At 68.9% G+C, this 12,257-nt stretch carries 12 protein-coding genes and 1 pseudogene; all 13 read left to right on the forward strand.

Features of this window, described 5'->3' with window-relative positions; genetic code table 11:
* Positions 1-442, forward strand: a 442-nt coding sequence (locus tag D183_RS0110820; protein ID WP_017909003.1) for a flagellar hook-length control protein FliK, incomplete at its 5' end; no start/stop codon positions are given.
* A gap of 249 nt (positions 443-691) precedes the next feature.
* Positions 692-1,210 (forward strand): flagellar basal body-associated FliL family protein, encoded by a 519-nt coding sequence (locus D183_RS0110825; protein WP_017909004.1) that lies wholly within the window; start codon positions 692-694, stop codon positions 1,208-1,210.
* Positions 1,211-1,223: 13 nt separating this feature from the next.
* The gene (gene fliM / locus D183_RS0110830; RefSeq protein WP_017909005.1) at positions 1,224-2,231 is read left to right on the forward strand and encodes a flagellar motor switch protein FliM; all 1,008 of its coding nucleotides are present in this window, start codon (positions 1,224-1,226) and stop codon (positions 2,229-2,231) included.
* Positions 2,228-2,566 (forward strand): flagellar motor switch protein FliN, encoded by a 339-nt coding sequence (gene fliN / locus D183_RS0110835; RefSeq protein WP_010343865.1) that lies wholly within the window; start codon positions 2,228-2,230, stop codon positions 2,564-2,566. The genes fliM and fliN overlap by 4 nt, the downstream gene beginning before the upstream one ends.
* Positions 2,567-2,568: 2 nt before the next feature.
* Positions 2,569-2,991 (forward strand): flagellar biosynthetic protein FliO, encoded by a 423-nt coding sequence (fliO, locus tag D183_RS0110840; RefSeq protein ID WP_441365679.1) that lies wholly within the window; start codon positions 2,569-2,571, stop codon positions 2,989-2,991.
* Positions 2,992-2,993: 2 nt separating this feature from the next.
* Entirely contained in the window at positions 2,994-3,824 is an 831-nt protein-coding gene (gene fliP / locus D183_RS0110845) for a flagellar type III secretion system pore protein FliP (RefSeq protein ID WP_026144375.1), read from the forward strand.
* A gap of 4 nt (positions 3,825-3,828) precedes the next feature.
* Complete coding sequence (locus D183_RS0110850; protein ID WP_010343869.1) at positions 3,829-4,098, forward strand: flagellar biosynthetic protein FliQ; 270 nt, start codon at positions 3,829-3,831, stop codon at positions 4,096-4,098.
* Positions 4,099-4,103: 5 nt separating this feature from the next.
* Positions 4,104-4,634 (forward strand): hypothetical protein, encoded by a 531-nt coding sequence (locus D183_RS27460; protein ID WP_157835202.1) that lies wholly within the window; start codon positions 4,104-4,106, stop codon positions 4,632-4,634.
* On the forward strand, positions 4,634-5,425 hold the full coding sequence (fliR, locus tag D183_RS0110855) for a flagellar biosynthetic protein FliR (protein WP_017909008.1): 792 nt from the start codon (positions 4,634-4,636) through the stop codon (positions 5,423-5,425). The genes D183_RS27460 and fliR overlap by 1 nt, the downstream gene beginning before the upstream one ends.
* A 222-nt stretch (positions 5,426-5,647) precedes the next feature.
* Positions 5,648-8,548, forward strand: a complete 2,901-nt coding sequence (locus D183_RS0110860; RefSeq protein WP_232757257.1) for a diguanylate cyclase — start codon at positions 5,648-5,650, stop codon at positions 8,546-8,548.
* A 105-nt stretch (positions 8,549-8,653) separates the two neighbouring features.
* Positions 8,654-9,784 carry a flagellar biosynthesis protein FlhB gene (gene flhB / locus D183_RS0110865; protein ID WP_017909010.1) on the forward strand — a complete coding sequence of 377 codons (1,131 nt, stop codon included), beginning with the start codon at positions 8,654-8,656 and terminating at the stop codon, positions 9,782-9,784.
* Between the two features lie 17 nt (positions 9,785-9,801).
* Complete coding sequence (flhA, locus tag D183_RS0110870) at positions 9,802-11,862, forward strand: flagellar biosynthesis protein FlhA (RefSeq protein WP_026143395.1); 2,061 nt, start codon at positions 9,802-9,804, stop codon at positions 11,860-11,862.
* A 170-nt stretch (positions 11,863-12,032) separates the two neighbouring features.
* Positions 12,033-12,257, forward strand: a pseudogene (locus D183_RS0110875) (flagellar biosynthesis protein FlhF); the annotation flags it as partial.

Raw genomic sequence — 12,257 nt, forward strand, 5'->3', positions numbered from 1 at the left:
CACCGGCTCGCCCACGCCGACCCCGAACCTGCACGGCAACCAGTTCGACGAGGAACTGGGCGCGCGCATCAGCTGGCTGGCCGACCAGAAGATCGGCCACGCCCACATCAAGCTCAATCCGGCCGAGCTCGGCCCGGTCGAAGTGCGCCTGCACATGACCGGCGACCAGGTCAACGCCAGCTTCAGCAGCAACCAGGCCGACGTGCGCCAGGCCCTCGAGAACAGCCTGCCGCGCCTGCGCGACATGCTCGGCCAGCACGGCTTCCAGCTCGGCCAGGCCGACGTCGGCCAGCAGCAGCCGCAGCAACAGCAGGCCAATGCGCAGGGCACGCCGCAGGGCGGCGGCCGCAGCGGCGGCGAGCTCGCCGACGACCTGTCCGGCAGCGTCGGGATTCCGGCAGTGGTGTTGCGCCAGCGCGGTCTGCTCGACGCCTACGCCTGACGATCCGGGGCGCGCCGCCGCCCCTTCACGGCGATCGAGGGAGTGGGACGGGTCTCGGCCTCGACGTTCGTCGGAAGGATACGGCGGGGTTGAGGCCCCTCCGCTGGGCCCGATCCCCTCTCCCACAACGGTCTCGGCCCGCGCCGGCATGGCGCGCGGCGGCGCCGTCAAACACCCGGCGCGCCAGGCGCCAGGTTTCGGCACGGCGATTGCATCCTCAGGGGCAGACCCCCTTCAGGAGCCCGCTCAGTGTCAGCCGCCGACAAATCCAAGAAAGACGCCAAGGACGCCCCGGAAGGCGGCAAGTCGAAGAAGAAGCTGCTGATCATCGTCGTCGCGGCGGTGCTGGTGCTGGGCGGCGGCGGTGCCGGCGCGTTCTTCTTCCTGAAGAAGCCCGAGGGCGGCCACGCCAAGGCCGAGGAAAAGACCGCCGAGATCCCCAAGCCGGCGCAGTACTTCGCGATGGACCCGGCGTTCGTGGTCAATCTCAACGGCGGCGCGGAAGACGGCCCGCATTACCTGCAGCTGGAAGTGCAGTTGATGACCCGCGACCCGGAAGAACTGAAGCTGATCACCGAGAACGCCCCGGCGATCCGCGCGCACTTGCTGATGCTGTTCTCGCAGGTGCAGGCGCAGGACATCGCCAACATCGATGGGCGCAAGAAGCTGCAGGCCGCGGCGCTGGCCGACGCGCAGAAGCTGATGACCGCCGAGACCGGCAAGAAGTGCGTGGAAGAACTCCTGTTCACCAGCTTCGTCACCCAGTAAAGGCGCTGCCGCGATGACCGACCTGCTCTCCCAAGACGAGATCGATGCCCTGCTGCATGGCGTCGACGCGGGCGTGGTGGACACCGAGCCGGCGCCGGCCGAGCCGGGCGAGGCGCGCAGCTACGACTTCTCCAGCCAGGACCGGATCATCCGTGGGCGCATGCCGACCCTGGAGATGGTCAACGAGCGCTTCGCGCGCCTGTGGCGGATCGGCCTGTTCAACCTGATCCGGCGCTCGGCCGACCTGTCGGTGCGCGGCATCGACCTGATCAAGTTCAACGACTACATGCACTCGCTGTACGTGCCGAGCAACCTGAACCTGATCAAGTTCAAGCCGCTGCGCGGCACCGGCCTGATCGTGTTCGAGCCGACCCTGGTGTTCACCGTGGTCGACAACTTCTTCGGCGGCGACGGCCGCTATCCCACCCGCATCGAGGGCCGCGAGTTCACCCCGACCGAGATGCGGGTGATCCAGCTGATGCTCAAGCAGACCTTCGCCGACCTGGCCGAAGCCTGGGCGCCGGTGATGGAGGTGGAGTTCGAGTACCTCAATTCCGAGGTCAACCCGCACTTCGCCAACATCGTCACCCCGCGCGAGTACGTGGTGGTCAGCCGCTTCCACGTGGAGCTGGAAGGCGGCGGCGGCGAGATCCACGTGACCCTGCCGTACTCGATGCTGGAGCCGATCCGCGAACTGCTCGACGCCGGCATCCAGAGCGACCGCGTGGACCGCGACGAGAGCTGGAACATCATGCTGCGCGAGCAGCTGTTCGGCTCGGAGGTCACCATTTCCAGCGTGCTGGCGCAGAAGCAGATGAGCCTGCGCGAGCTGACCCGGCTGAAGATCGGCGACGTGCTGCCGATCGACCTGCCCAAGCAGGTGCCGCTGTGCGTGGAGAACATCCCGGTGTTCACCGGCGAGTTCGGCATCTCGCACGGCCAGAACGCGGTGAAGATCACCGCCACCCATCCCCCCGGCGCGCTGCGCCGCCGCCCCGCTCCCCAGGAAGACCTGCCATGACCCAGACCGATCCCACCCAGCCGGCGCCGGCCCAGTTCGACAGCCTGCAGCCGGACGCCATGGCCGAGTCCAACGACCTGAACCTGGACGTGATCCTGGACGTGCCGGTGACCCTGTCGCTGGAAGTCGGCCGCAGCCGCATTCCGATCCGCAACCTGCTGCAGCTCAACCAGGGTTCGGTGGTGGAACTGGAGCGCGGCGCCGGCGAACCGCTGGACGTCTACGTCAACGGCACCCTGATCGCGCACGGCGAGGTAGTGACCATCAACGACCGCTTCGGCGTGCGCCTGACCGACGTGGTCAGCCCCAGCGAGCGCATCCGGAGACTGCGGTGAGCCTGCTGCTCGCCGTCGCCACGCAGGCTGCCACGCAGACCGCCAGGCACGGCGCGGGCGTCGGCAACGCGGCGCCGTCGGCGCCCAGCCTGCTCGGCGCGGTGTTCGCGCTGCTGCTGGTGCTGGGCCTGATCCTGGCCATGGCCTGGGTGCTCAAGCGCCTGCCCGGCAGCGGCTTCCGCCCGGCGCAAGGCCTGCGCGTGGTCGCCAGCCTGGCGGTCGGCGCCAAGGAGCGGGTGGTGGTGGTCGAGGTCAACGGCGAACAGCTGCTGCTCGGCGTCTCGCCCGGCGGGGTACGCACCTTGCATCAGCTGCCCGAGCCGCTGCCGCAGGCGCCCGCGCCGACCCTGCCCTCGATCAAGCCGTTCAAGCAGCTTCCCGATTTCGCCCAGCTTCTGGCGCAGAAGCTGCGCAAGGACAAATGACCATGCCGTTTTTCTGGAACCGCAACGCCCGCCGGCTGCGCCTGCTGCTGATCCTGCTGACGCTGAGCCTGCTGCCCGCCTTTGCCTGGGCGCAGGCCGCGCAGGCGCCCGCCGCCACGCCGACCGCGCAGAATCCGCAGAACGCCGCGCCCACCCTGCCCTCGCTGCCGGAGGTCAACGTCGGCAAGATCGGCGCGCAGCCGGTGAGCCTGCCGCTGCAGACGCTGCTGCTGATGACGGCCATCACCCTGCTGCCGTCGCTGCTGCTGGTGCTGACCGCCTTCACCCGCATCACCATCGTGCTCGGCCTGCTGCGGCAGGCGCTGGGCACCGGGCAGACGCCGTCCAACCAGGTGCTGATGGGCCTGGCGCTGTTCCTGACCGCGCTGGTGATGATGCCGGTGTGGGAAAAGGCCTGGGGCCAGGGCATGAGCCCGTATCTCAACGGCCAGATCGATTTCCAGACGGCGTGGACGCTGACCACGCAGCCGCTGCGCGCGTTCATGCTGGCGCAGGTGCGCGAGACCGACCTGATGACCTTCGCCGGCATGGCCGGCAACGGCACCTACAGCGGCCCGGATGCGGTGCCGTTCCAGGTGCTGGTGGCCTCGTTCGTCACCAGCGAGCTGAAGACGGCGTTCGAGATCGGCTTTCTGATCTTCATCCCGTTCGTGATCATCGATCTGGTGGTGGCCAGCGTGCTGATGTCGATGGGCATGATGATGATGTCGCCGATGCTGATCTCGGCGCCGTTCAAGATTCTGCTGTTCGTGCTGGTCGATGGCTGGGTGCTGACGGTCGGCACGCTGGCCGCCAGTTTCAACGGGGTCTGAGGCCATGAGTCCGGAACTGGCGCTGACGGAGTTGCGTGGCGGGTTGATCACGGTGTTGTGGGTGGCGGGGCCGTTGTTGCTGGCGATGTTGGCGGTGGGTGTGGTGATCGGTGTGTTCCAGGCGGCGACGCAGCTCAATGAGCCGACCATTGCGTTCATCGCGAAGGTGGTGGCGTTGACGGCGATGTTGTTCGCGACGGGGAGTATGTTGCTGGCGCATCTGGTGGAGTACACGACGATGCTGTTTCAGCGTATTCCGCATTTGATTGGGTAGCGGGGATGGCTGCGTCTGCCGCTACGCTTTCCAGCGTTTTGATGTCCTTCGTTGTTGGACAGAATCAGCAACGGCTTTCGCATTACGGCGAGCCGTTTGAAAAACAAAAGCTTTCGCCTGGCGGCGAGTCACTTTTCTTTGCTTGTGCAAAGAAAAGTAACCAAAAGAAAGCACACCCCGCCGCAGCGCCCGCTACGCGGGTTCGCTCCGCTGACGGGATTTTCGGACGGGGCATCCTGCCCCGGCCGAAAACGGCGCACATCCTTGTGCGCCGCCCCCCTACGGGGGGTTTTGCCCGCCATCTCCGCCGCTGCGGAGGGGACCCGGTGGAGCAAGAGCAAAACAACAGCAACGGCAACAGCAACCGCAAAAGCGGCAGCTGCGGCTATCGCAGCTTTGGCTTTGGCGTCGTTGCCAGTCGTGCGGTGTCCTTGGTTGGTCAGGGGCCGGCCGGGGTGCCATTGATGGTGGGGCGTTGGCTTCGCGCTGGCGCCACCGGGCGTTCTTTTGTTGCGGTTAACGGGGTCTCGGGCTGATGGATGCCGCCACGCAAATGGTCGTCGATGGGTCGCGGGCGTTCGCGATGATCGGGGCGGTGCTGTGGACGATGCTGCGGATCGGGGCGATGTTGACGGTGATGCCGATGGTCGGGAGCAAGGCGGTGCCGGGGCGGGTGCGGGTGATCCTGGCCGGGACGCTGGCGATTGCGCTGGCGCCGATCCTGCCGCCGGTGCCGGACTGGGACGGGTTCAATGCCGCGGTGGTGCTCAGCGTGGCACGGGAGCTGGCGGTGGGGGCCAGCATGGGCTTCATGCTGCGGATGATCTTCGAGGCCGGGGCGATGGCCGGGGAACTGGTCTCGCAGAGCACCGGCCTGGGCTTCGCGCAGATGGCCGATCCGCTGCGCGGGGTCAACTCGCCGGTGATCGGCCAGTGGTTCTACCTGGCCTTCGGCATGATGTTCTTCACCGCCAACGGGCATCTGGCGGTGGTGTCGCTGCTGGTGGACAGCTACAAGGCGCTGCCGATCGGTACCGCCCTGCCCGATGCGCAGGCCATGGCCTCGGTGGCGCCGAACTTCTTCATGAGCATCATGCGCGGGGCGGTGACCCTGGCGCTGCCGGTCATGGTGGCGATGATGGCGGTGAACCTGGCCTTCGGCGCGCTGGCCAAGGCGGCGCCGTCGCTGAACCCGATCCAGCTCGGCCTGCCGGTGGCGGTGGTACTGGGCCTGGCGCTGCTGGCGGTGCTGGTCGGTGAGATGGGGGCGCCGGTGCAGCGGCTGTTCGATGCCGCCTTCAATGCCGCGCGCGCGCTGACCGCCTAGCCGGCGCTCAAGCTGCGCCGCGACGCGGCCGATACCGACGGCAGGCTACCGTTGGCGGGCCAGGATGGGCGGCGGCAGCGCCGACCGTCCCGGAGATCGCCGATCGCCGCGGTCCGTCCTTCCTTCCATCGCTCGCCGTACGCCATGCCCTATCGCCTGCCAGCGCCCGCTCGTGCCTGCCATCGCCGTGTCCCACGGCGGTGCAGCGGCGGCTGAGCGCGCATGCGCACGGTCATGGGTCGATGCCTGTGGGGGCCGCTGTGGCTGCTGCTGTCGGCACTGACCTGCACCGGGGCGACACAGGCCCAGGTGATCCCGTTGCGGCACTATGCGCAGGAACAAGGCCTGCTCGGTCTGGCCGGCACCTGTCTGCTGCAGCGTCGCGACGGCAGCCTGCTGGTCTGCAGCGAAAGCGGCCTGTATGCCTTCGACGGCGACCAGTTCCAGCAAGTGAAGCTGCAGGGCCACGGCGGCCATTACATCTCCGATGCCGCCGAGGACGCCCAGCGGCGGCTGTGGGTGGCCACCTTCGATGCGATCTACGTGGACGACGGCTCGCCGGCCGGCTGGATGCCGCTGGAGCACGGCAGCCTGCCCTCGCATCGCCCGCTCAACCGCCCGCGCCTGGCCGCGCCGGCCTGGGGCACGGTGGTGCTGGACGACCGCCGCCTGCTGCGCGCGGTGCGCAAGGCCGATGCGAAAGGATGGGAGCTGCAGCCCCTGTTCGATGCGGCGACGCTGGCGCGGCAACCGGAACTGGCCGACATCCACGACCTGTTCGTCGTCGACGACACACTGTGGCTGGGCTGCGCCAAGGCCTTGTGCCGGATCGATGCCGACGGTCGCGCCACCCGCTACGACCAGGCCCAGGGCCTGCCCCCCGAATTCTGGCGCAATGCGGTGCGCGACCGCGACGGGAACCTGTGGGTCGTCGGCAGCCGCAAGGTGATGCGGCTGCAGGCCGGCGCGACGCGCTTCCAGGAGCAGACACCCCCCGGGCTGGACGGACCGGCCCTGGTGACCTGGCGCACGCCGATCCTGCTGGACCCGCAGCACCGCGTGCTGGTGCGGACCAACCAGGGCCTGGCGCGCTGGGAACAGGGGCGCTGGCGCAGTTTCGACCGTCGCAACGGCCTGCCCGAGGGCAGCATCGTCGCCATGCACTTCGACCAGGCCGGCGACCTGTGGCTGAGCATGGATGGCGAAGGCGTGCTGCGCTGGAACGGCTACGGCTGGATCGAGAACTGGGATGTGTCGCAGGGCATCAGTCGCGCGCCGACCTGGAGCATCCAGCGCACCCGGCGCGGCGACCTGCTGGTCGGTAACGAGGGCGGCGTCGACCGCCTGCGCGAGGATGGCCGCTTCCAGCGCTGGCCCAGCGACCACGGCACGCAGATGATCGGCCTGCAACGCGCCGCGGACGGCACGCTGTGGAGCATCGGCTCGGTCGGCGCGCTGCGCCGATACGACGCGCAGGGCCGGCTGCTGCGCGCCTACCCGCCGCTGGACGGCATCGCCAAACAGCTGTTCGTGGATGCGAGCGGCCGGGTGTGGATCCTCAGCAACCGCGGGGTGTATCTGCTGGCGGCGGCCGACGCCGACGCGGTGCCGCAGAAGGTGCAGGCGCTGCCCGGTGGCGAGTATTCGGACATCCAGCAGCGTGGCGACGGCAGCGTGCTGGCGGTGGGCATGACCGGCGTGTTCCGACTGCGTGGCGAGACCTGGACGCCGATCCGGCTGATCGTGGATGGTGCGCCGGCGCAACCCGTGCTCAGCAAGCTGCTGGTCCTGGACGATGGCCAGGCCTGGGCCAGCCTGTATGGACCCGGGGCCTGGCAAGGGCGGCTCGACGGCGACACCCTGTACCTGCAGCCGGCCGATGCGCAGTTGAGCGGCCTGCAGCTGTACAGCCTGCGCCGCACCCGCAACGGATGGATCTGGATCAGCCACAACCAGGGCGTGGACGTCTACGACGGACGCGCCTGGTCGCGGCTGACGCAGGCGCAGGGGCTGCTCTGGAACGACATGTCCGAATCGGCCTTCCTGGAAGACCACGACGGCTCGGTATGGCTGGGCAGCAGCCGTGGCGTCACCCATCTGCTGGATCCGGCGCGGCTGTTCCCGTCGCAGGCGCCAAGGCTGGCGCTCAAGGAGTTCAGCCGTGCCGGCGCCGCCATCGCCGCGGGCGCGCGCCTGCGCTGGAGCGAGGATCCGCTGCATATCGCGGTCGGCTCGCCGGACCTGTACGACGAGCGCAACCGCATCAGCTTCCGCTATCGCTTCGAGGGCGCACACACCCGCTGGCTGCACACGCCCAACTTCGAGTTCGAGCAACCGCCGCTGGCGCCGGGCCACTACGTGCTGGAGGTGCAGTTGCTGGACGCCTACCGGCGCAGCGCCTCGGCGCCGCTGCGGGTGGCGTTCTCGGTGGCGCCGGTGTGGTGGCGCAGCCAGCCGATGATCGCGCTGTACCTGGTGCTCGGCGGCGGCCTGGCGGTGGCCCTGCTGCACTGGCGCGAACGCCGCTTGCACCAGCGCCAGCGCGAACTGGCCGAACTGGTGGCGCTGCGCACCGAGGAGTTGGAACACGACAAGCGCGAACTGGAGATCGCCCGCGCCGCACTGGCGGTGAAGGCCTCGCACGACGCCCTCACCGGCCTGCTCAACCGCGCCGGCATCCTCGAGGCGCTGGCGGCGCAGATGCGCCGCAGCGACGCCGAGCAGACCCCGCTGGCAGTGGCGATGATCGACCTCGACCACTTCAAGCGGATCAACGACGAACACGGCCACCTGGTGGGCGACGCGGTGCTGATCGAGGTGGCGCGGCGCCTGGGCGCCAACCTGCGCGACGCCGACCTGGTCGGCCGCTACGGCGGCGAGGAACTGCTGGCCGTGCTGCCCGGCTTGCCGCCGAGCTGCGGCGAGCGGCTGCAGGCCCTGCGCGCCACCATCGCCGGGCAGCCGCTGCGCATCGGCGAGCGGCAGTTGGCGATCACCGCCTCGATCGGCGTGGCCTGGTATCGACCGGGCGAACCGCTGCAGCACCTGCTGGCGCGCGCCGACGCGGCGCTGTACCAGGCCAAGCGGCTGGGCCGCGACCGGGTCGAGCTGCAACTCGCCTAGCCGCCGCCGCGGCCGAGAGGCGCGGCGGCAGCGCCCGGAATCCGGGCCAGGGACCGGCACGGTCCTTGCAGTGCGCAGGGTCGATCCTGGCCGAGCGCACCCCCGATGTCCGAGAGCGAAGAAGGCGCAGAGCGCACAGAACAGCCAACAGACAAACGTCTGCGCGAAGCCCGCGAACAGGGCAACATCCCGCATTCGCGCGAACTGGCGACCGCCGCGGTGTTCAGCGCCGGCGTCTTCGCCCTGATGGGCCTGTCCACCTCCATGGCCGCCGGGGCGGTGGCCTGGCTGAAACAGGCGCTGCGCCCGGACCTGTCGCTGCGCGAGCATCCGCAGGCGATGTTCGGCCATTTCGGCGACTTGCTGCTGAACCTGCTCTGGGTGGTGCTGCCGCTGGTCGGCATCTGCCTGGCGGCCAGCTTCGCCGCGCCGGTGCTGATGGGCACCCTGCGCTTCTCCGGCCAGGCGCTGATGCCCAAGTTCGACCGGCTCAACCCGATGAATGGGCTCAGCCGCATGTACGGCGCCGAGACCATCGTCGAACTGCTCAAGTCGATCCTGCGCATGGGCTTCGTCGGCGGCGCCGCGATGCTGTGCCTGTGGGGCAGCACCGACTTCCTGCGTGGCCTGCTCCTGCAGCCGCTGGAGCAGGCCATCGGCCACGGCCTGGGCTTCACCCTGCGGCTGCTGCTGTACACCGCCGGCGCGCTGGCGCTGCTGGCGGCGATCGACGCGCCCTATCAGAAGTGGAATTACATCCGCAAACTGAAGATGACCCGGGAGGAAGTGCGCCGGGAAATGAAGGAAAACGACGGCAGCCCCGAGGTGAAGGGCCGCATCCGCCAGATGCAGATGCAGATGTCGCAGCGGCGGATGATGGAAGCCGTGCCCAAGGCCGACGTGGTGGTGGTCAACCCCACCCACTATGCGGTGGCGCTGAAGTACGAGAGCGGGCGCATGCGCGCCCCCACCGTGGTCGCCAAGGGCGTGGACGAGATCGCCTTCCGCATCCGCGAGGTCGGCGAGCAGCACCGCGTGGCGGTGATCTCGGCGCCGCCTTTGGCACGCGCCTTGTATAGGGAAGGCCAACTCGGCAAGGAAATTCCCGTGAGACTGTATTCCGCGGTGGCGCAGGTCCTCTCGTACGTCTACACGCTGCGCGCCTGGCGCAGCGGGCCGATGCCGCCGTTGCCGCCGCTGGAAGTGGATGAATTCGCCCCGGGGAGCCAGCCATGAGTCAGCCTGCCGCGCAGATGAACACGCGCAAAGTCATGGACATGATCAAGCACGGGCTCGGCGCCCCGGTGATCGTGTTGCTGATGCTGGCGATGGTGGTGGTGCCGCTGGCCGCACCGGTGCTGGACGCCCTGTTCACCTTCAACATCGCCATCTCGCTGATGGTGCTGCTGGCGGTGGTGTACGTGAAGCGGCCGCTGGAGTTCAGCATCTTCCCGATCGTGCTGCTGATGACCACGATGCTGCGCCTGGCGCTGAACGTGGCCTCCACCCGCGTGATCCTGATCAACGGCCAGGGCGGCCACGGCGCCGCCGGCAAGGTGATCGAGGCCTTCGGCGAATTCGTGATCGGCGGCAACTATGCGGTCGGCATCGTGGTGTTCGCGATCCTGACCATCATCAACTTCGTGGTCATCACCAAGGGCGCCGGGCGCGTGTCGGAAGTGACCGCACGCTTCATCCTCGACGCCATGCCCGGCAAGCAGATGGCGATCGACGCCGACCTCAACGCCGGCCTGCTGACCCGCGAGGAAGCCAAGGCCCGCCGCGAGGAAGTGCGCGAGGAAGCGGACTTCTACGGCTCGATGGACGGCGCCAGCAAGTTCATCCGCGGCGACGCCATCGCCGGCATCCTGATCCTGTTCATCAACCTGATCGGCGGCATGGCGGTCGGCGTGCTGCAGCATGGCATGCCGGTGGCGCAGGCCGCCTCCACCTACACCCTGCTGTCGATCGGCGACGGCCTGGTCGCGCAGCTGCCGGCGCTGCTGGTGTCCTCGGCGGTGGCGATGCTGGTCACCCGCGCCTCGCGCTCGCAGGACATGGGCGCCTCGATGATGGGCCAGGTGTTCGGCCAGCATAAGGCGCTGGCGGTGGCCGCGGCGATCCTGGGCCTGGTCGGCCTGATCCCGGGCATGCCCAACGTCGCTTTCTTGACGCTGGCGCTGATCCTGGGCCTGCTGGCCTGGAAGATGTGGAAGCGCAGCCTGCTGCCGCCGCCGGCCGCGGCCGAGGCGGCACCGCAGGCCGCGGCCGCCGCTCAGGCCAATGCCGAACTGGGCTGGGACGAACTGCGTCCGATCGACCCGCTGGGCCTGGAGGTCGGCTACCGGCTGATCCCGCTGGTGGACAAGACCCAGGGTGGCGAGTTGATGGCGCGGATCAAGGGCGTGCGCCGCAAGCTGACCCAGGACATCGGTTTCCTGGTGCCGCCGGTGCACATCCGCGACAACCTGGAACTGCCTGCCAACGCCTACCGTCTGCTGGTGCACGGCGTGCCGGTGGCCACCGCCGACATCCACCCGGACCGCGAGCTGGCGCTGGACCCGGGCGGCGCGCTCGGCAAGATCGACGGCATTCCCGGCAAGGACCCGGCGTTCGGCCTGGATGCGATCTGGATCCAGCCGCACCTGCGCGCCCAGGCCGAGACCATGGGCTACACCGTGGTCGACCCGGCCACGGTGATCGCCACCCACCTCTCGCACCTGATCCGCGAGCACGCCCCGGAACTGCTCGGCCACGAGGAAGTGCAGCAGTTGCTGGCGACCCTGGCCAAGAGCGCGCCCAAGCTGGTCGAGGACCTCACCCCCAAGGCGCTGCCGCTGTCGGTGGTGGTGCGGGTGCTGCAGAACCTGCTCATCGAGAAGATCCCGGTGCGGCAGCTGCGCAAGATCGTCGAGGCCCTGGTCGAGCACGCTCCGCAGAGTCAGGAACCCGGCGCGCTCACCGCCGCCGTGCGCAACGCCCTGGGCCGGTTCATCGTCCAGGAGATCGCCGGCATGGCCCCGGAACTGCCGGTGTTCACCCTCGCCCCGCAATTGGAACGCGTCTTGCAGGACTCTACCCAGGGCAACGGCGCGGCGCTGGAACCCGGACTGGCCGAACGCTTGCACCAAAGTCTGGCGGACTGCGTGAGCAAGCAGGAGGCGCGCAACGAACCGGCGGTGGTGCTGGTGCCGGCGCAGGTCCGCGCCGCCCTCGCCCGCCTGGTCCGCCACAGCGTCCCCGCGCTGTCGGTCCTGTCCTACAGCGAAGTGCCGGAGGACAAGCGGCTGAAGCTGGTGGGCACGATCAGTTGAGATGACGGGAATCGGGAACAGGGAATGGGGAATCGCACCCTTGCCCCGGCAGCGGAGAGAGCAATGAACACGATCACGAAAAACCGGACACGACACCGCGGCCCGCCACGTATCGGCACCGATCACGCATCCATTCCCCATTCCCCATTCACCATTCCCGGCTCGCACCCATGAAGATCAAACGCTTTGTCGCCCCCGACATGCGCACCGCCTTCCGGATGGTGCGCGACGAGCACGGGCCGGATGCGGTGATCCTGTCCAACCGGCGTACCGACGAGGGCATCGAGATCGTGGCCGCCAGCAACTACGACGAGGCCCTGGTGCAGCGGGCGCTGGATGCGGTGCGCCCGGACGAGGCGCCGCGCGCCGCCGCGGCGAGCCAGGCGCCGGCCGCT

Source organism: Xanthomonas sp. SHU 199, from assembly GCF_000364665.1.
In the GTDB taxonomy this organism is placed as follows: Bacteria; Pseudomonadota; Gammaproteobacteria; order Xanthomonadales; family Xanthomonadaceae; genus Xanthomonas_A; species Xanthomonas_A sontii.